The following is a 19,785-nucleotide window of genomic DNA, read 5'->3' as shown; positions in this document are numbered from 1 at the left end:
TAGCGCCACACGGGCTACGGCCGGCAAGTCACCCGACTTATGCAGCTGCTCGGGCCGCGTTACCACGCAGCGCCTGCTGCCAGACGTGCTGATAGATGTGATCGGCTGCCGCTTGCTTGTCGGCTTCAGTGAAGGGTGGCGTCGGCAACTCGGTGTAGACCTTGTCGAGGATGAAGGTCTCGACATCCGCCTTGGTCTGCTCTTTCTCCCAGAAATGGTCGAGTTGTCCAAGGCGCTGCCGGATCGCCGCGAGCAGGTCGCGGCTGGCCTGCTTCACGCGCTCGCGGTCCTTCTTGCTCAGGTCGTCGCGCCGGATCAGGTCGAACAGCGCCAGCTCCTCTTCACTCAGTCCTTCGCGCAGGTGGCGGTTCTGCTCTTCGTCCAGGCTGTCGGCCAACTCCATCAGGCGGCGGAAGGTTTCCTCGATGGTGATGCGGTTCTTGTCGTTGTTGTAGTCGGCCACGATGTCTTCGTAGCGCTGCTGGTAGTCCATGCGCGTCGCGTTCTTGCCCAGCATCTGCGCAAGCTTCGCCTCCACGATGTCGCGGATGTCCTTGAGCACCGTGGCCTTGTGCTTCACCTTTTTGGCGAACTCGTCGCGCAGCCTTTCCATGTTGATTCTGGACAGGTCGTAGGTCCGTCCGGCAGCCTGATCGCCACCTGGGGTTTCGGTGCGGATGGCGGCGTTGACGATGCGATGCAGTTCCTTCAGCAGCGCCGTCACGTCGGCAGTGTCGCGGCGTTCGATGAGCTTCTTGTAGATCGCCTCGATGTTGTCGTGGCGCTCGGCATACTGCAGCGCGGTGGGTTCGGTCAGCAGTGCCTTGAAGCGGGTGAACACCTGCCGTGCCAGCACCTCGAAGCGGCGTTTGGCGGTGTCCGAGGTGTAGACGGCTTCCACGGCATCACCGAACAATCCCGTCCGCACAAAACCGGTCGCGCCGGCGAATTGCGCAGGATCGAAGCCGAGGCTGCGCAAGTGCGCTTCGGTGGCTTCCAGCGCCTCGACCAGCGCCTGTACGCGCTCTTCGATCGGCACCACGATGTCATCGTCGCTGTCACCGTCATCACCCAGCGCGTACTGCGCCAGCGCCTCGCGCAGGCTTTTCAGCATGCCGTTGTAATCAACGATCAGGCCGAAGTCCTTGCCGGGATACACGCGGTTGGCGCGGGCGATGGCCTGCATCAGCGTGTGCGCCTTCATCGGCTTGTCGAGGTACAACGTGGAGAGGCACTCCACGTCGAAGCCGGTCAGCCACATCGCGCAGACGATCGCGATGCGGAACGGGTGATCGGGTTTCTTGAAGGCCAGCTCCAGATCGAGGCGCTCGCCGTCCGCCGTCTCGAAGCCCTGCTTCATCCGTGCGCGGTGCGGCACGATGTCGAAGTCCCAACGCTTGAAGTCGGCCACCTCGTTTTGCGCCTCGCTGATGACAATCTCGATCAGCGTGGACTCCATCCACGCGGCCTGTTCGCGCAAGCGATCGGCCTGCGCATCGAGTTGCGCGGCGGCGCCGGCATCGGTCGCAGCCTGCGCCTGCCGCTTGCGCGTCTCGGCCTCGGCGCGGATGGCCTTGGCCTTCGCCTGCCAGCGCGGCGCAATCCGCTGGTACATGCGCGCGCAGGTGATCTTGTCCACGCACACGAACAGCGCCTTGCCCGATTGCCAGCGCGTGGCGCAGTGCTCCACGAAATCGGCAGCGATGCGGTCCAGCCGCTCGTCGGCGGTGATCACCGCGTAGTCCTTGCCCAGCAACTTGTCCAGTTGCGCCTGTTGGTCGGGATCGAGTTCGGCCTCCTCGATCTTCTCGGCCATGCGTGCGTTCAAATCGCCGCAGGCCACGCCTAGCTTTTCGCCGCGGTTTTCGTACACCAGCTTGACGGTGGCGCCGTCCGCTTCCGAGCGCTTGAAGTCGTAGCGCGACACGTAATCGCCAAAGATGCGTCGGGTCAGCTCGTCCTGCTTGAACAGCGGCGTGCCGGTGAAGCCGATGAAGGCCGCGTTGGGCAGCGCCAGGCGCATGTTGCGCGCGAGCCGTCCAGCCTGCGTGCGGTGCGCCTCGTCGGACAGCACGATGATGTCGTCGCGCTCGCTGTAGGGTTCGCCCGGCTTCACGTCCTGATTGAACTTGTGGATCAGGCTGAACACGTACTCGTGGTTCTGCGCCAGGATCGCTTGCAACTCCTTGCCGCTGGCCGCGCGCGGCGTGGTCTTGTCGGCGACGCCGCAACCCGTGAAGGTCTGGTAGAGCTGATCGTCCAGATCGTTGCGGTCGGTCATCAGCAGGAAGGTGAAGTTGCCGGGCAGCTTGCGCCGCACCTTCTCGGTAAAGAACACCATGGAATACGACTTGCCGCTGCCCTGCGTGTGCCAGAACACGCCCAGGCGCCCAAGATCGGGATGCGCGCGCTCGATGATGTCCACCGGGCCTTGCGGAATGTAGCTTCCCGCTTCTTCCGCCGCCTTGGAGTACTTGTCTTGCCTGCGCCTCCTGGGCGCCTTACGCGCCAGCGGCAGTTCGATCACGCGATGGCGCAGCCGTTCGCCGACGGGCAATTCCGCCTTGATCGCCTGCTGCCGCGCCACCGAGGCCACGGCGCGGTTCACGCCCAGCACCTGATGGTTGCGCGCCACGATCTTGCGCGTGGCGCCGGCGCGGCTGTCGTCGAACAGGATGAAGTTCTCGACAAGATCCAACAGCCTGTCGTGCGCCAGCATGCCATTCAGCAAGCGCTCGGCATCCACGCGGCCGGCATCGTCCTCGTCCAGCCGCTTCCACTCGTAGAAGTGTTCCCAGTGGCTGGTGATGGAGCCGTAGCGCGCACGGTCGCCGTTGGACACGATCAGGAAGGCGTTGTGGTGGAAGGCATGGCCGATCACCTGCTCGTCCATGTAGTCGCGCAGGTTGTTGTCGAAGCCGCTGCGGATGTTCTTGTAGACGGCCTTCAGCTCGATGAACACCAGCGGCAGGCCGTTGACGAAACACACCAGATCGGCGCGGCGGTTGTAGTGCGGCGTGCGCAGGCCGGTGAGCTTCAGCTCGCGCACGGCCAGAAAACGATTGCTGCCAGGCGCGTTGTCGAAGTCGATCACGCGCGCGCGGCCGTTTTTCTGGTGGCCACTGGCGTCGCGCCAGGTCACCGGCACGCCATGGCGCAGCAGGCGGTAGAACTCGTGGTTGTGTTGCACCAGCGAGCGGCTGGCGTCGAAGACGGTGAGCTGCCGCAGCGCGGATTCGATGGCGGTGTCCGGCAGTTCGGGATTCAAGTGCACCAGCGCCGCCCGAAGGTCGCGCGTCAGCACGGCTTCGGTGGCGTCCTTGCGGCCCAGCGTGCCGTCCGGCCCGAAGGTTTCGGTATTCCAGGCATAGACGGACTCCCAGCCGAGCCTGGCCAGATGCTCGGCGAAGGTCGCCTGCACCAGCTGGTCCTCGCTGTTGATGCCGGTAATCACCCAATCGCCCTCGCAAAATCGAGAATTGAGCGACAAAGACGATCAAGCGTTGCAGAAACATGGCCGACTTGATAACCGGACGTCAACCAATCCGCAATAAAAAGATCATTCTTCTCCAATCCGCCTTCGTTCCCATATCTTACTCGGGCTGCGTTCAACAACTGATCATAATCGTTGGGTAAATCCTGCTTTACGGAATCCCCCAGATTTGTTGACCAGATCGCATGATTCGCCCCAAACACAGAAACGTCGGGGAACGGCTCGTACTTCTGATCAATCAGTGTAATTAGCGCACGGTTATCCCGTTCATGCTTGCCGCGCTCACCCGCACTCGTCTTATTGCCGTCAGCGTCAAACACGACGAAGAATGGCAGCTCCAGTTCCGCAGCGATCGCCAGTGGTTGAATAAGTTTGTCCTTGCCATTCGCCGGGATCAAGTGGCACCCCAACTGCCTGAATTCAGGCCATCGCCCACAAAGATACAACTGCGTTGTAATGTAGGAAACATCTTCCAGCCCTTCAACGAGGACTGGAACCCGCGCAAAAAACATCTCCGCAATCCCTGGTTGGAGCGCCTGATGGATCTTTGCGATCAGTCCGTTGCTCGGGCGACCCTGGTCTTGGTTCAACGCCTTCCGTATCCGCGCACAAAGCCGTTCGAACGTAAGCGCCGTGACTGTGGATCCCGCATGCGCTGTCTGCCGTTGAACAATCCGCGTGTTCTCAAAACCGTCGCCGCTGACAAACAGTGGTGAGTGCGTGGTGACGAAGATCTGGTTATTCCCTGTGGCAAGCTCACTGAACACGTCTGCAAGATGGCGCGCCTGCGGCGGGTGCTGATACAACTCCGGCTCTTCGCAGCCAAGGATGAGCGTCGGCGCATCTGCCGCCTCGGAGTCAGCAAGCTCCTGCAACAGAGCCAGCAAATAGGAACGCTGCAAGCCGTGGCCCATACGGGCAAGGCTGCCGACAAAGTCGCCTTCACCCGTCTTTATTCCGACCACTGGTTGCTGGACCGTGACCGACTTGTTCGGATCGGCAAGCCATTCCATGCCGAGCCGGACATTCGAGTGCGCCCACGATTCCAGCCGGTGTCGCAGTGACTCGGAGATCTCGGTCAGACTCTGCTGGTTGCTATCCAGCAGGTCCTGATAACGCTTTAACGCATCGGTCTTGAGAGCTTCCAGCTCCGCATCAAAGTTGGTTCTCGCACGTACGGCTCGTGCAATCAGCTTTCCAAATGCCGTGTTTTTTGCCTCAAGCCCTTCTTCTTCCGCATCCTTGACTGCCGGTACATAAACCCACTGTACAAAACGCGCAAGCTTGCCGGTACTGTTGATACCATAGAAATCGTCGGTGCTTGGAATGAGTACGCACTGATCGGCGTGCGTTGCTTCATAATCCCGTAAAGCCTGCGCTTTTTCGTCTTTCGATCGTGGGTTGGGCAGATCCGTGAATTCTGTCCGCAAGCCGTCGTAAATCGAAGTCAGTTCAGCCGCCTTGGCACTCGCCTTCTCCGCCTCGAAGAACGCGCGGAACTTCTCCATGCCAAGCCGTTGTCCATAGTGCTTGACGGTGCCCAACCCTACAGCACTGTCAAAAACTGCTTCCGCCGTTACGACAAGTTCACCCTGGCGAGCGTAGGCGACCAGCTCTTCACTGGCCCGCTGGCCCAGTCCGTCGAAGGTCACCGTAACCCTGATCGGCATCGTCGTGTCTTTTTTGAAGTAATCCTCGTCGATGAGCTTAGTGATGTCTGTGGTTGCCGAGCGATCCTGGAAGAAGACGTTCAACGCCGCGAGTACATTCGACTTCCCTGCGCCATTCGGGCCAACAAAGCAGGAGTATGGATTCACGGTAATAGTTTGATCCTGAAAACTGCGAAAGTTTTCGATTCGAATGCTCTTGATCTTCACACGACGATCCTTCCATTCATGAGACGCGGCAGCAGCAAGTCGCGGGCTTGGGCAAGTTTTTGGTTTTGCTGTTCCAGATTATCAATTTGATCCAATGTGTTCGCGAACTGTTCGGCAAACAATTCGCGCAGCCGTTTCGGTGGTACCGACGCAAGCCAGCTTTCAATGTGCTTCGGCTTCAGATGCAAAACCGTTGCGCCGGTGGCATGCTCCCTGACTTCCGGCGAGAACCGCGAGAACCGAAACATCCCGTAAATCCACGCCGGCTCGTACAGCTCTTTGGGAACGGCCTTCACCAAGTCCATCGAGAAAATCGCGACTTCATCAACCGTCCTGGGTACACGGGCAGCTTGCGCGACGATCATCGCTTCTCGCGTCATGTCAGTGACGGCGATCATGATGTCACCCGGCAATGCTTCGTGATGGTCTTTATGTTCGCCGCGAAAGCACTTGAGCCCTGAGATGCGAAACCCGCCGCCGCGGTCGATGCACTTCAGATTGACGAATGGCTGTCCATCCGTTTCGACAAGCTCCTCGCTGCTGTAGCTCCTGCCACGATGTATCTCCACCAGCTCGCCAACAGGCACGCGTTGCCACCCTTCGGGCAGGCCGTCGACCAACTTGGCGTGTTCGTAGCCGGGGAAGCGGAAGTGGACGAACCACTCGCGGTAGAGCAGCCGCGCCGCATCTTCCAGCAACGCGATCCGCCGCCGGTTGTTTTCCATCAGATCGTCGTAAGCGGAAAGGATGCTTCCAGCGATCTTTTGGCTGTCCAGCGAGGGCAGGTCCGTCATACGCAAACGCCTGATGTCGCGCATATTGACGTGCGTCGCCGTCGCCCCCGTCTCACCAGCGAGCAAAGCGCCTTGCTGCATTGGCGCAAGCAGGTAGTAGCAAAGGAAGTCCGGATCAACCTTCGTTCGATCTGGCCGCAGGTGAACTGTTCTCTGTCCGAGGCACACCGTTTGCCCATCCTTGATTATCGCGACATTTCCGGCAGGAGCTTCCCTTGCCAGAATCAAGTCACCTGCTTGCGGAACAGCCCGTCTGGTCCACTCGTTGTAAGTCTCCTCGGATACGCGATTGACGCCTTCAAGAATGAGCCGGCCCCGCCCAACGTTGGGTGTTCTTATCGAAGGAAACCCCGTGTCCTGCGTCGGAGCAGTGTTGTGCAGGCAGTCCACAATGAACTCGCAAATGTCGTCCAGAGTTTGCGGCGCCGCACTCACAACGCCAACTCCTCAAAGTTCTTCGCAATCGTCGCCGCGAGCTTCGCCGCTTCCTCGTTCAAATCCTTCAGGTCGATGTGGATGGCGCGCAGGGTTTCCTCGAAGTCGAAATCCTCATCAATCTCTTCCGGCGCCACGCCGACGTAGCGGCCGGGCGTGAGGCTGCCGTCTTGCGCGGCGACTTCCGCGCGGCTGACGCGCTTGACCAGGCCGGGCACGTCCACGAGTTCGGCATCCGGGAAGCGCTCCTGCAGCCAGTCGGCCTGCTTCACGAAATAGCGGGTCAGGCGCAGGGCCTCCAAGGCGTCCACGCGCGCGGCGTCCAGCGCCTTCTTGCCCTTGTTGATGGCGGGGTTGTCCCAGTTCTCCGCATCCTTGGCAACGAGTTCCTTCACCGCCGTGTCGGCCGCGCGGGCGGCGAGCTTGGCTGCAAGGTCGATTTGTTTGGTGAGGTCGCGGCAACGCGTGGCCACGTGGTGCAGCGCTTCGCGGGCCTTGTGCAGCTTGGCGTTGTCGGGCTTGGCGTCGGGTTTCCACGCCTTGGCGCGGGACTGGACTGCATCCGTCAGTGCTTGCGCATCGGCGACCAAGGTGCCGCGGGTGGTGGTGAGTTCGTCCCACGCGGCGTTGAAGCTCTCGGCCTGCTTGTTCTTGCGCTGTGCCTTGGCGAAGGGCTGCATGCGCTGCATCTGCGCGTCCAGTTCTTCACGGAACGCTGCGAGCGGCGCGCGCACGGCCTGCCCGTGATCAAGCGCGCTTTGCAGGTAGCGTTGCACCAGGGCGAGAAAGCGTTCGCGCTGGCCGCGATACAGCCAGACGATGGCGGCGATGTTCTGCTGCTGCTCGGGACTGAAATCGACGATGGCGCGGGTGACCTTGTGGTAGATGCCGCGCGCGTCGAGCATCAGGATGGCGTCACGGCGCTTTTTGTCGCGCTCCTTGGCGCGGTCGAAAAACCACAGCTGGCACGGCACGGTGCGGGTGTAGAAGAAGTTGCCGCGGATGTCGATCATCACGTCCATGGCGCCGGTGTCCACCAGCCGTTGCCGCACGGCGGCTTCGTCGCGCCCGGCGCTGGAGGCCTGCGAGGACATCACCACGCCGGCGCGGCCGTTGGCGTTCAAGTAGCTGTAGAAGTAGCTCAGCCACAGGTAGTTGGCGTTGGAAACCTTCTTGCCCTTGTTGACGCCCGGCAGGCCAAACGGCAGGCGCGGGTCGCCCTTGATCTTGTCGGCGTCCACCTCATCCACGTTGAACGGCGGGTTGGCCATGACGAAATCGCACTTGCCCACCAGCTCGTGCGGATCCTTGTAATAGGTGATGGCGTCGTTGCCGGCGCGGATGGAACCTTGCAGACCGTGCACGGCCAGGTTGATCTGCGCCAGCTTCGCCGTGGTTTCGTTCTTCTCGTGGCCGTAGAAGGTGACACGGGCCATGGGGTCGGCGCCTTCGGCCTCGATGAAATGGCTGGATTGCACGAACATGCCGCCCGAGCCGCAGGCGGGGTCGAAGACGATGCCATGGTCGGGTTCGATGACGTTGACGATGGTCTGCACGATGGAGGGCGGGGTGAAGAACTCGCCGTTGTCGTGCGCGCCCTGCTTGGAGAACTCGGCCAGGAAGTATTCGTAGATGCGGCCGAACACGTCGCCGCCCGCCGTGCGCAGGGCTTCGGTGTCGAACTTGCGCATCATGGATTCGAGCAGGTCGTCGTCGAATTTCTCGTATTCCTTCGGCAACTGGCCGGCGAGCGGCGGGAAGCGCGCTTCCACCGCTTCCATGGCGGCGACAAGCGCGTGGCCCAGACTGCCGTCCTTGGGTTGTTCCAGGATCACGTCGTAGCGCGCGGCCTTGGGCAGGTTCATGGCGCGGCGCTGGGTGAAATCGGCATCGCGCAACGGGCGCTTGGGCATGCTGCCGCCCGCCTGATCGGCGGCGATGGCCTTGCGCGCGGCGTAGTAGCGGTTGCTGGCGTGGCGCAGGAACAGCAAGCCCAGGATGGGCATGAAGTATTCGTTGGAGGCCAGCCCCGAGTTGGCGCGCAGCTGGTCGGCCAGCTTCCACAGGTCGGCGCCGAATTGGTCGAGGTGGGCGAAGTGATCGGCGGTCATGGATCAGTCTTTCCGGCTTGCGGTGTTGCCGTAGGGCAGCACGGGATGGTCGTCGCTGGTGAGCAGGCGGACGAAATTGGGATGCAGGAACAGCTTTTCGCGCCCGACCTTGACCTCGACCAGCATGCCCAGATCGGCCAGCTGCTTGAGGTAGACGGAGGCGGTCTGGCGCTTGGCGATGTCGCCGTCCACCAGGTTCTGGATGCGGCAGTACGGCTGCACGAACAAGGCATCGACCAGCTCGCGGCTGTAGATTTTCGGCGCGTGCGTGCGCACGAAGTCCGTGGCCTGCGCGTGCAGGGCTTGGATGGCGCGGATCTTGTCGCCGGTCCAGCGCGCGGTCTGGGCGACCGCATCGAGCATGAAGGCGATCCAGTCCTGCCACGCGCCGTCGCGCGTGACGGCAAGCAGCAGGCGGTAGTAGTCGATGCGATGGCGCAGGATGTGGCGGGACAGGTACAGCACGGGCTGATCCAGCAAGCCCTGTTCCACCAGCAGCAGCAGGTTGAGCACGCGGCCGGTGCGGCCGTTGCCGTCGAGGAACGGATGGATGGCTTCGAACTGGTAATGCGCGACGGCCATGCGAATCAGCGGATCGATGTCCGTGGCGTCGTGGATGAAACGCTCCCAGTTGGCCAGCTTGCCGCGCAGCAGCGCCTCGCCCTGGGGCGGGGTGTAGACGACTTCGCCGGTGGCGGCATTCTTGAGTGCGGTACCGGGGACGCGGCGGACATCCATGTCGCGGTTCTTCAAGCGGCTGCACACGCGCACGGCGGTGCCGGTGCCGAGCGGGCGCTCGGCCAGCGATTCGAATCCCTCGCGCAGGGCGGCGCGGTAGTTCAGCGCCTCCTTGGTGGCCGGGTCGGCAGCCTGCTCGTCCTGGGCGAAGCGGAACAAGGCATCGCTGGTGGTGACGATGTTCTCGATCTCGCTGCTGGCCTGGGCTTCCAGCAACGGGATGGTGTTGATGAGGACGGCCTGGTTGGGGATGGCGGCGCCGACGCTCTTGAGCTCGGCCAAGGCGGCGCGGGCCTCGATGCAGGCCTTGAGCAGGGGCCGGGACTCGATGTCGGCGGCCGGCGGCAGGGCCAGCAGGTCATCATAGGGTCGCTGGGGATCAAAGGGCATGTCGGTGGTTCCCGGGGTCATCGACACGTCTTGACGACATGTCGAAGGCGTCGACATTAGCTCACAACACGTTCGAAAACAAACAATTCATCGACATGTTTGGCCGAAATGTCGATGAATTGGCTTGTTCGGTTGCAAAGCAGCCTGGGCGGGAGAACACCATGACGGCGCTCAGACTCGCGATCAGAGCAGCGCAGCTGGCTCGATGGTGCGTTCGACCTTGATTGCCGGCGCTATTGGCGCCGCACGGTCATCTGTCGAAAGCGCAGCGGGCCTCGTCACAAGCCAGATCCGCTTTTCCGGCCTACAACTCCCGCACCACGCGGAACCCCACGCGCCCACTGCGTATGTCGCTGGCCGCCCCCTGCCTGAAGGCGGAGATCACCTGGGCCGGGGAGCTGCCCCATGAGCCGCCGCGCAGCACGTGGGCACTGCAACCGGGGTTGATCCAGGCGCTGCCGTCGTCGGGGGCGCGGATGTAGTTGTCGTGCCAGCAGTCGGCCACCCATTCGGATACGTTGCCGTTGATGTCGTACAAGCCGAACGGGTTCGGCGCGAAGCTCATCACGGGTGCCGGTCCCCAGTAGCCGTCGCGGTAGCCGCGAAATGCGTTGCTCCAGTGGCGGCCGCTGCGCGAGCGGTCGCCGGAGCCGGTCAGGTTCCCTACCTTGTGATCGGGCGTGCCATCGCCCCACCAGTAGGGCGTGGTGGTGCCGCCGCGCAGCGCGTATTCGAACTCGGCCTCGCTGGGCAGCCGGTAGCGTTTGCCGGTGCGCTCGCTCAGCCATGCCGCATAGGCCACTGCGTCGTTCCAGGAAACGTTCACTACCGGCAGGTTGTCTGCCGCCTTGCGGCCGGAATAGTCATCCTGCCAGTCGGCCTTGGGGTCATCACGCAGCGCGCCGCTGCGTTCGTCGTAGACGCTGGCGCCACCGAGTTTGATCGAATCGGGAACATAGCCGCTGGCACGCACGAATTCGCGGAACTCGCCCACCGTGATCTCGGTGCGCGCCATGGCGAAACCCTTGCTCAGCGTGACTTGGTGCTGCGGGTGCTGGGCGTCTGTACCATCCTTGTTGTTCGGCGCCGCCCCCATCAGGAAGCTGCCGGTAGGGATCACCACCATCGCTGGCGTCTTGCCCGGCAGGTCGACATAGCGATCGGTGAACACCTGGCCCGGCTTGTAGTTGGCATAAAGGCGCGCATTGGTCAGCCGCTCATCCATGTCTGCCAGATCGGGCAGGTCGGCGTCGACGGCGCGCGCCTGCGCCGTCAGTCTGGTGGCGAGTTCGAGATTGCCGGCATCCAGCGCCAATCGGGCCTGTGCCAGCACGCTGCTGGCGCGTTGCTTGCGCAGGTTTTCGATGCGCAGCTGTACGTCGTGCATCTGCTGCGAGCCGGGCCGGATGGCCTGGGCTTGCGCAAGTTGCTGCTCGGCCCCGGCAAAATCATTCTGCGCCACCGCGGCCAGCGCCCGATCCAGTACGGCGCGCTGGACCTGGAAGATACCCTGCTCCGCCACCGCATTTTGCGGATCGAGCTGCTGGACCTGACGATACAAGTCCAGTGCACTGCCGCCCGCGGGCTGATCGGCCTTGCCCTGCTGCAGCAATACCGCCGCCTTGGCCAGCATCGGACGCACCGTGGCCAGCGTTTTCAGGTTGGCTTCCAGCTGGGCCACTTCCTCGTCCGCGTTCGGTACCGCGCGCAACGCATTGAGCAGGTCTTCCGCGGCGTCGACGTCGCCCACTGCGATGTCCTGGTCGATCTGGGCAACCAGCCGCGCGCGCACGTCGAACAAGCCTTGCACCGCGCGGCGGCTGTCCGGCTTCTCTTTCAGTGCCTGCGCGAACAGGGCGGCCGCGCTGTTCGGGTCGCCCGCCAGCTGCCCCGCGTGCAGTGCCTTCACGGCACGTTCCAGCAAGGCCTTGACCTCGGGAGTCTCGTCGGTTTTCTGTTCGGGCAAGTTGGCGTTCTTGCGGTTGCGCGCCACGATCACCGCCGTCGGCGCCAGGGTCAACGGCGGCCCGGCATTGATTTCGTTGGCCGCCGCCACCCGTTGCGGCGGCAGGCCGCCATTCATCAACACGCCGCCCAGCGACATCGAACGTTGCGGCGTCTGTCCGGGTTCAACGTGGAACAGATGCGGGAAAAAGTGGTAGGTCAGTGCGAATCCCAGCACGAGCACGCCCAGCGCCCCACCGAGAAAGCGCTGACGGCGCAGGCTTGCGTTGCTTGGCATGGATGGGCGTCCTTGGTGCGGCCTGTTATCGTGCTTGGCTCACCATAGGCACAAACTGCCGGCAGGGCAATCCGTGCCGGCCACCTTGAAGGACTCCCGATGTCGTTGCCCGAAACCGCTGCAGCCGAATGGATCGACCAGGCCGAAAGCCTGCAGGCCTGGCTGGCAGCACTCCCTGCCGACGCGGCGGTCGGCCTGGACACCGAATTCATGCGCCGCAATACCTTCTATCCGCAGCTGGCCCTGCTCCAACTCGGCTGGAACGGTCGCCACGCGCTGATCGACCCGCTGGCTTTCGATATCGGCGAGGCACTGCAGCCGTTGCTCGGTTGCGGCCCGGCAGTCACCGTGATGCACAGCGCCAGCGAGGACCTGGAGACCCTCGCGCCGCTGCTGCCGGACGGCCCGCATGTCCTGTTCGACACCCAGATCGCCGCGGCCTTTGTCGGCATGGGCCTGGGCATCAGCTATCGCGCCCTGGTGGCCGAGCTGACCGGCGTCGAGCTGGACAAGGGCGAGACCCGCTCGGACTGGATGCGCCGGCCGCTGACCGCTTCCCAGTGCAGTTACGCCGCCCTCGACGTGGTGTACCTGAAAACCATCCATGAGCAGCTCAACGAGCGTCTGCAAAAACGCGGACGCAGCGACTGGCACGCCGAAGACTGCGAACGCCTGAAACAGCGCACGCATCGCGAAGGAGACTCGCAGCCGCAGCGTACCCTGCGTGCCGCCGCCGACTGGGCCCCGGCCACGCAAGCCCTGCTGCGCCGCCTGCTGTTGTGGCGCGACCGCAGCGCACGCCAGCTCGATGTGCCACGCCCATGGCTGCTCGACGACACCCTGGCGCTCAATCTCGCGCAACAACCCCCCGGCACCCTGGCCGACCTGGAGCAACGCGCGCGTGGCCAGCGCGCCTTGCGCTCGGCGCAGCGCCGCGAATTGTTCGAGCTGGTTGCCCCGGCCGTCGACGCCGCCGAAATCGACGCCACCGCCAGCATCCCCGGTCACCCCCAGGGTCACGCCAAGCAGGCACTTGGCGCCATGAAACAGCTGATCGACAGCCTTGCCACGGAACTGGATCTTCCCGCCGGCCTGCTGTGCCCGCGCAAGGTCCTGGAGGAATACGTCGTGACCGCCGAGTGGCCGGAATTTCTCGAGGGCTGGCGCCGCGAGGTGCTCCACGACCGGCTCGCCAGCCTGCTCCCCGGGTGACCTCGCCGGGCCAACTGCCTGTTGCCAAGTTTCCCTCTGGCTACTAAGATACGCGGCTTCCCACGGGGTGTAGCTCAGCCTGGTAGAGCGCTACGTTCGGGACGTAGAAGTCGCAGGTTCGAATCCTGTCTCCCCGACCAAGAACAACGATCAAGGCCGCTTTCGAGCGGCTTTTTTTGTTGGCGCGAAAATGGGCAGGCCCGAAGGGGAGCCCGCACGGCAGCAATGGGACTGCCCGCGGCAAGAAGGCATGGTCCCTGCGCAGGGATATGCGATCAGGCGTGCCTCAATCAGCGTTTCTGGCGATGCCGCTCATCCAGCACCCTCGCCACATCCACCAACGATAGGTTTCTTGCCCGCAATGCCACGGTGAGATGGAACACCAGATCCGCTGCCTCACCCAGCAACTCGCCATCTTCCTGCACCACCGCGGCCAGCGCCGTCTCCACACCCTCCTCGCCCACTTTCTGCGCGATGCGGCGGATGCCGCCGTCGAACAACTTGGTGGTGTAGCTCCCTTCGGGACGCTCGGCGTGGCGTTTGGCGACCAGCGCGTCGAGTTCGGCGAGAAAGCCCAGTGGCGGATGTACTTCGGCGCTTTCGCCGAAGCAGCTTGAGGTGCCGGTGTGGCAGGTGGGGCCGTGAGGATCGGCCTGGATCAGCAGGGTGTCGGCGTCGCAGTCGAGGCGGATCGACTTCAGCGCCAGCACATGGCCCGAACTTTCGCCCTTGGTCCACAGGCGCTGCTTGCTGCGGCTGTAGAAGGTGACCTGGCCGCTGGCCTGGGTTTGCGCCAGGGCCTCGACGCTCATGTAGCCCAGCATCAGCACTTCGCCGGTGAGCCAGTGCTGCACGATGGCAGGAAGCAGGCCGTTGCCTTTGGACCAGTCCAGGCGGCTGAGGTCGGTGTTTGGTTGACTCATGTGGTTGTCCTCATGCATGGCGCCGGGGCGGTGACCTGGTAGCTTCGATGCGTGCGTGGTCAGGTCAGGCGCACGGCAACGCCCTGCTCCCGCAGGTATTGCTTGAGCGCGGGAATGGCGATGGCACCGGAGTGGAATACGCTGGCGGCCAGTGCGCCGTCAACGTCGGCATCGAGGAATACCTCGCGAAAATGCTCGATGGCGCCGGCGCCGCCGGAGGCGATCAACGGTACCTGGCAGATCGCGCGCGCGGCGGCAAGCTGTTCGAGATCGTAGCCACTACGCACGCCATCACTGCCCATGCAGTTGAGCACGATCTCACCTGCACCGCGTTGCTGCACCTCGACGATCCAGTCGATGGTCTGCCGGGCCAGCGCCCGGGTCTTGTCGGGGTTGCCGGTGTACTGACGCACGCGCCAGTGGCCGTCCTCGTCGCGCAACGAGTCGATGCCGACCACCACGCATTGCACGCCGAAGGCCGCGGCGAGTTCGTCGATCAACGCGGGGCGCTCCAGGGCGGGCGAGTTCACCGAGATCTTGTCGGCACCGGCATGCAGTACGGCGCGTGCCTCGTCGACCGAACGGATGCCGCCGGCGACGCAGAACGGGATGTCGATCACGCGGGCGACCTGCTCCACCCAGGCGCGATCCACGCTGCGTCCTTCGGGGCTGGCGGTGATGTCGTAGAACACCAGCTCATCGGCGCCTTCGTCACGGTAGCGCAGGGCCAAGTCGACGATTTCGCCCATGACCACGTGGTCGCGGAAGCGCACGCCCTTGACCACCTGGCCGTCGCGCACATCGAGGCAGGGAATGAGGCGGCGACTCAGCATGCCAACGCCGCCTCGACGCTGAAGCGCCCCTCCAGCAGGGCGCGTCCCAGGATCACGCCCTGCGCGCCGGCTTCGCCCGCCGCCCGGATGTCGTCGAGCGAACGCACGCCGCCGGACGCCTGCACGGCCAGTGCCGGCACGCTGGCCGCAAGGTGCCGGTACAAATCGAGATTGAACCCCGCGAGCATGCCGTCGCGATCAATGTCGGTACACAGCAGATGACGCGCGCCGTGCTCGGCGTACCACGGCGCCAATTCGTCAAGCGTGCGCACTTCGACTTCGGTCCAGCCCGCACTGGGCAGCGCCCAGCGCCCGTCGATGCGGCGCGTATCGAGCGCCACGGTCAGACGTTCGGCGCCGTACTTCGTCAACCAGTCGGCAACCTGTTGGGGATCGCGGATGGCCACGCTGCCCAGCACCACGCGTTGCACGCCGGCGTCGAACAGGCGCTGCAGATCAGCCTCTTCGCGCACGCCGCCACCGGCCTGGATCGCCATGCCGTCGGCAGCGATCGCCTCGATCACCGCGAGGTTGTCGAGACTGCCCGAGCGCGCACCGTCCAGATCGACCAGATGCAGCCAGCGCGCGCCGGCTGCGGCGTAGCGAGCGGCCAGTTCACGCGGGTCGGCCGCATAGGTCGTCTGCTGCCCGTAGTCGCCCTGTTTCAGGCGCACCACCTGGCCGCCACGAAGGTCGATCGCGGGAATCACTGCAAAGGTCATAGGTCGAGAAAATTCCGCAGGAGCTTGGCACCGACCGCAGCCGAGCGTTCGGGATGGAATTGCATGCCGTAGTAGTTGTCGCGGCCGATCACGGCGGAAAATGGCTGGCCATGATCACTGCTGGCGAGCGTCCATTCACCCACCGGCACCGCGTAGCTGTGCACGAAGTAGGCCTGCTCTTCGTCACCCAACCCCGCCAGCAGCGGATGCGCATGCTGGACGCCGAGATGGTTCCAGCCCATATGCGGCACGCGCAGGCCGGGAGTCTCGGCGAAACGGCGCACCGGTGCGGGAATCAGGCCCAGGCACTCGGTATCCCCCTCCTCCGAATGCGCGCACAGCAGTTGCATGCCGAGGCAAACCCCCAGCACGGGTTGCCGCAACGAGCGCAACAACTCGACCAGGGACAATTCCTGCAGTCGCGCCATGCCCGGCCCGGCTGCACCGACGCCCGGCAGGATCACCTTGTCGGCCGCGCGAATGGTTGCCGCGTCCGCGGTCAATGCCGCGTCCACGCCAAGCCGCTGCAAGGCAAAGCGCACGGAACCGATATTGGTGCCACCGGCATCGACCAGCACGACGCTCATTACAGGGTGCCCTTGGTGCTGGGCAACTCGCTGCCCTCGCGGCGGATCGCCTGGCGCAGGGTACGGGCGACGACCTTGAAGCAGGCTTCGACCATGTGATGGGCGTTGTCGCCCTGCACGGACAGGTGCAGGTTGGCGCCCAGGGATTCGCACAGCGAGCGGAAGAAGTGCGGCACCAGTTCGGTCGGCACTTCACCCACGCGTTCGCGCGGGAAGCTGCCCTCGAACACGAAGTACGGGCGACCGGACAGATCCAGTGCGGCACTGGCCTGCGCTTCATCCATCGGCAAGGTGAAGCCGTAGCGACCGATGCCACGTTTGTCGCCCAGCGCCTGTTTCAACGCCTGACCCAGAGCCAGCGCGCAATCCTCGATGGTGTGGTGCTCGTCGATATGGGTATCGCCCTCGCACTTGAGGTCCAGCGCGAAACCGCCGTGCTTGCCGATCTGTTCCAGCATGTGGTCGAAGAAGCCCAGTCCGGTATGCGCCCTGGGCTCGGCTACGCGGTCGAGATCAAGGTGGACCGTGATGCGCGTTTCCCTGGTGTTGCGAATCACGCTGGCGGTACGCGGCGCATCGAGCAATTCGTGCGCCAGCATGTCCCAGCTTGCGCCTTGCGGCCCCACGCGGCAGCCACGCACACCCAGGTTGGCGGCGAACTGCAGATCAGTGTCGCGGTCGCCCACCATCGCCGAGGCGGCGCGGCTCCAGCCATCATCGGCCAGGTAGTGCCGCACCAGGCCGATGCCGGGCTTGCGCGTGTCCAGGCCTTCGTGCGGAAAACTGCGGTCGACCAGCACCTCGCCAAAGCGGATGCCTTGCGAGGCGAGAATGTCGAGCAGCAGCTGATGCGGGCCGGTGAAATCCGCCTCGGGAAAGCTGTCGGTGCCCAGGCCATCCTGGTTGGTCACCATCACCAGTTCGTAGCCAGCTGCCACGAAACGCTGCAAGGCGGCGATCACGCCGGGGAGCAAGGCGAGCTTGTCGAAACGATCGATCTGCTGGTCGGCCGGCTCCTCGATCAGGCAACCATCGCGATCGACGAAAAGTATCTTGCGGCTCATGGAGTGGATTCCTGCAGGGCGGCGAGCATCCGGTCGTTCTCGGCCGGCGTGCCGATGGTGATGCGCAGGGCATCGCCCAGCTTCGGGTAGCGCCGGATGTCACGCACCACGACGCCGGCAGCAAGCAGCCGTTGATACGCTTCGCCGGCATTGGCGAAACGCACGGCGAGAAAATTCGCCTGCGACGGCAACACCGCGCGCACGCACGCGAGCTTGGCCAGGCTGCCGCGCACGCGCTCGTGTTCGTTGCGGATCGTCGCCACGTGCTCGCGCGCCTGCGTCTGCCCTTCGTCCGAGAATGCGGCCATCGCCGCCGCCACGCACGGCAGCGGGATCGGATAAGGCGGCATGATCCGGCGCAGCAACGCAATCACTTCGGGGTTGGCCAGCAAACTGCCGATGCGGGCGCCGGCGAGAGCCCACGCCTTGGACAAGGTGCGCAGCACGGCCAGATATTCGTAGCGGTCGATCAGATCCGCCACGCTGCGCTCGTAGGCGAATTCGATGTAGGCCTCGTCCACCACCAGCAAGGCGCGGCCATCGATCGCCTGCAACAGGCGCTCGAGATCTTCGCGCGGCACGCATTGGCCGCTGGGGTTGTTCGGTGTGCACACGAAAACCAGTTTGACCGCCGGCGTCATGGCGGCGAGCACCGCGTCCACGTCCAGCGTGAAATCATCGGCCAGCGGCACCTCGATCACCGCGGCGTGCTGGACGCGGGCGCAGACGCTGTACATGCCGAAGGTCGGCGGCTGGATCAGGATCGCATCCTCGCCGGCGCGGCAGAACGCGCGAACCAGCAGGTCGATGGCCTCGTCACTGCCGCGGCCGAGCAGCAGTTGCTCGTGGCGCACGCCGTACAGCCCGGCCAAGGTCGCGACCAGCTCGGCGGGTTGCGGTTCCGGGTAGCGATTGCAACCCAGACCGTCATCGCCCAGCGGCGCCCACGCCGATTCGTTGGCGTTGAGGAAAACCTCGCCGCCACGGGCTTCCATGCGCGCCGAGGAATACGGCTGCATCGCGCGGATCTCCGGCCGCGCCAGGTCGAGCACGCTCATGGCATCGTCTCCAGCACGGCAAGGCGCAAGGTCACCGCACGCCGATGGGCCTCCAGTTGTTCGGCCGCCGCCAGCGTCGCCGTGCACGGGCCGATGTGGCGCAGGCCGTCGGCGGAAACTTCCTGCACGCTGATCTGCTTCTGGAAGCTGGCCACCGAGACACCGCTGTAACTGCGCGCATAACCGTAGGTTGGCAACACGTGATTGCTGCCGCTGCAGTAATCGCCCACCGACTCCGGCGTCCACTGACCGAGGAAAATCGAGCCTGCGCTGTCGATACCACCCAGCAGGTCGCGCGGTGCGGCGACCTGCAGGATCAGGTGCTCGGGCGCGTAGCGATTGCTCACCTCGACCGCCTGCGCCAGCGACTCCACCGCGATCAGGCGGCTCTGCACCAGTGCGCGCATGGCGATCGCGTTGCGCGGCAGCGCGGCACACTGCTGCTCGACCTCACCTGCCACCTGCTCCAGCAGTTCGCGGGAGGGACTGAGCAGGATCACCTGCGAATCCGGCCCATGCTCAGCCTGCGACAGCAGATCGGCGGCAACGAACACCGGATTGGCCTCGGCATCGGCGATCACCAGCACTTCGGAGGGGCCGGCCGGCATGTCGATCGCGGCGCCTTCCGGGTCGGACGAGACTTGCAGCTTGGCTTCGGTGACCCAGGCATTGCCCGGGCCGAACAGCTTGTCGCACTTCGGCACGCTGTCGGTGCCATAAGCCATCGCGGCGATCGCCTGCGCGCCGCCAAGCTTGAACACCTTGTGCACCCCCGTGAGCCGCGCAGCATACAGCACGGCCTCGTCGCAGCGGCCATCGGCACGCGCGGGCGAGCACAGCACCACCTCGCGGCAACCAGCAATCCGTGCCGGAATACCAAGCATCAATGCGGTTGACGGCAATGGCGCGCTGCCGGCCGGCACATACAGCCCGACCCGGCTGATCGGCCGCGACATGCGTTCCACCCGCACGCCGGGCGCGGTCTCCACCGCGACGGGCTGCATGACGGCCGCGCGATGGAACAGTTCGATGCGTGAAGACGCTTCGCGGATCGCGGCCTTCAGCGCGGGATCGAGCGCTGCCTCGGCCGCGGCGAACTCGGCCTCGTCCACCGCGATGGCATCCAGCGTGCAGCGATCGTATTTCGCGCTGAGCTCGCGCAGCGCCGCGTCTCCACCTTCGCGCACGTTGGCGATGATCTGCGCCACGCCCTGCCGCAGGTCGTCAGCGCGCAATTGCGCGGGCCGGGCCAGCGCCTCGCGACGTGCCGCCTCATCCACCGTATTCCAATCCAGACGCTTCATGC

14 protein-coding genes and 1 tRNA gene are annotated in these 19,785 nt (G+C 64.3%); 2 read left to right on the top strand and 13 right to left on the bottom strand.

Annotated elements, in window-relative coordinates; translation table 11 throughout:
- Positions 1 to 37: 37 nt before the first annotated feature.
- The 6 genes from AC0L58_RS06780 to AC0L58_RS06755 all read right to left on the bottom strand — a co-directional run bounded on the left by AC0L58_RS06780 (position 38) and on the right by AC0L58_RS06755 (position 12,080).
- Entirely contained in the window at positions 38 to 3,454 is a 3,417-nt protein-coding gene (locus AC0L58_RS06780) for a type I restriction endonuclease subunit R (protein ID WP_473687926.1), read from the bottom strand.
- Positions 3,451 to 5,370 carry an ATP-dependent nuclease gene (locus AC0L58_RS06775; protein WP_473687924.1) on the bottom strand — a complete coding sequence of 640 codons (1,920 nt, stop codon included), beginning with the start codon at positions 5,368 to 5,370 and terminating at the stop codon, positions 3,451 to 3,453. The genes AC0L58_RS06780 and AC0L58_RS06775 overlap by 4 nt, the downstream gene beginning before the upstream one ends.
- Positions 5,367 to 6,599, bottom strand: a complete 1,233-nt coding sequence (locus tag AC0L58_RS06770) for a restriction endonuclease subunit S (protein WP_473687922.1) — start codon at positions 6,597 to 6,599, stop codon at positions 5,367 to 5,369. The genes AC0L58_RS06775 and AC0L58_RS06770 overlap by 4 nt, the downstream gene beginning before the upstream one ends.
- Positions 6,596 to 8,710: a class I SAM-dependent DNA methyltransferase gene (locus tag AC0L58_RS06765; RefSeq protein ID WP_473687920.1), complete on the bottom strand. Its 2,115-nt coding sequence runs from the start codon at positions 8,708 to 8,710 to the stop codon at positions 6,596 to 6,598. Before AC0L58_RS06765 ends, AC0L58_RS06770 begins: the two co-directional genes overlap by 4 nt.
- A 3-nt stretch (positions 8,711 to 8,713) precedes the next feature.
- The gene (gene fic / locus AC0L58_RS06760) at positions 8,714 to 9,838 is read right to left on the bottom strand and encodes a protein adenylyltransferase Fic (protein WP_473687918.1); all 1,125 of its coding nucleotides are present in this window, start codon (positions 9,836 to 9,838) and stop codon (positions 8,714 to 8,716) included.
- Positions 9,839 to 10,142: 304 nt separating this feature from the next.
- Positions 10,143 to 12,080: an SUMF1/EgtB/PvdO family nonheme iron enzyme gene (locus tag AC0L58_RS06755; protein WP_473687916.1), complete on the bottom strand. Its 1,938-nt coding sequence runs from the start codon at positions 12,078 to 12,080 to the stop codon at positions 10,143 to 10,145.
- Between the two features lie 99 nt (positions 12,081 to 12,179).
- On the opposite strand from AC0L58_RS06755, the gene rnd reads away from it, so the two are divergent.
- Together rnd and AC0L58_RS06745 are read left to right on the top strand one after the other, a co-directional pair.
- Entirely contained in the window at positions 12,180 to 13,292 is a 1,113-nt protein-coding gene (rnd, locus tag AC0L58_RS06750) for a ribonuclease D (protein ID WP_473687913.1), read from the top strand.
- 63 nt (positions 13,293 to 13,355) lie between these two features.
- Positions 13,356 to 13,432, top strand: a tRNA-Pro gene (locus AC0L58_RS06745).
- A 150-nt stretch (positions 13,433 to 13,582) separates the two neighbouring features.
- Here the strand turns inward: AC0L58_RS06745 and hisIE are convergent.
- From hisIE to hisD, 7 genes are read right to left on the bottom strand one after another with little or no spacing between them, the layout of a single operon-like run.
- On the bottom strand, positions 13,583 to 14,215 hold the full coding sequence (hisIE, locus tag AC0L58_RS06740; RefSeq protein ID WP_473687911.1) for a bifunctional phosphoribosyl-AMP cyclohydrolase/phosphoribosyl-ATP diphosphatase HisIE: 633 nt from the start codon (positions 14,213 to 14,215) through the stop codon (positions 13,583 to 13,585).
- A gap of 59 nt (positions 14,216 to 14,274) precedes the next feature.
- The gene (gene hisF / locus AC0L58_RS06735; protein ID WP_473687909.1) at positions 14,275 to 15,048 is read right to left on the bottom strand and encodes an imidazole glycerol phosphate synthase subunit HisF; all 774 of its coding nucleotides are present in this window, start codon (positions 15,046 to 15,048) and stop codon (positions 14,275 to 14,277) included.
- On the bottom strand, positions 15,042 to 15,770 hold the full coding sequence (gene hisA / locus AC0L58_RS06730; protein WP_473687907.1) for a 1-(5-phosphoribosyl)-5-[(5-phosphoribosylamino)methylideneamino]imidazole-4-carboxamide isomerase: 729 nt from the start codon (positions 15,768 to 15,770) through the stop codon (positions 15,042 to 15,044). The genes hisF and hisA overlap by 7 nt, the downstream gene beginning before the upstream one ends.
- Positions 15,767 to 16,357, bottom strand: coding sequence for an imidazole glycerol phosphate synthase subunit HisH (gene hisH / locus AC0L58_RS06725; RefSeq protein WP_473687905.1), 591 nt, complete (start codon positions 16,355 to 16,357; stop codon positions 15,767 to 15,769). The genes hisA and hisH overlap by 4 nt, the downstream gene beginning before the upstream one ends.
- Entirely contained in the window at positions 16,357 to 17,421 is a 1,065-nt protein-coding gene (gene hisB, locus AC0L58_RS06720; RefSeq protein ID WP_473687903.1) for a bifunctional histidinol-phosphatase/imidazoleglycerol-phosphate dehydratase HisB, read from the bottom strand. The genes hisH and hisB overlap by 1 nt, the downstream gene beginning before the upstream one ends.
- Entirely contained in the window at positions 17,418 to 18,479 is a 1,062-nt protein-coding gene (gene hisC, locus AC0L58_RS06715; protein ID WP_473687901.1) for a histidinol-phosphate transaminase, read from the bottom strand. Before hisC ends, hisB begins: the two co-directional genes overlap by 4 nt.
- Positions 18,476 to 19,783, bottom strand: a complete 1,308-nt coding sequence (hisD, locus tag AC0L58_RS06710; protein ID WP_473687899.1) for a histidinol dehydrogenase — start codon at positions 19,781 to 19,783, stop codon at positions 18,476 to 18,478. Before hisD ends, hisC begins: the two co-directional genes overlap by 4 nt.
- Positions 19,784 to 19,785: the final 2 nt, after the last annotated feature.

The sequence above is a fragment of the Rhodanobacter sp. G2-10 genome, assembly GCF_055809185.1.
This window is presented reverse-complemented; position numbering and strand designations above follow the sequence as displayed.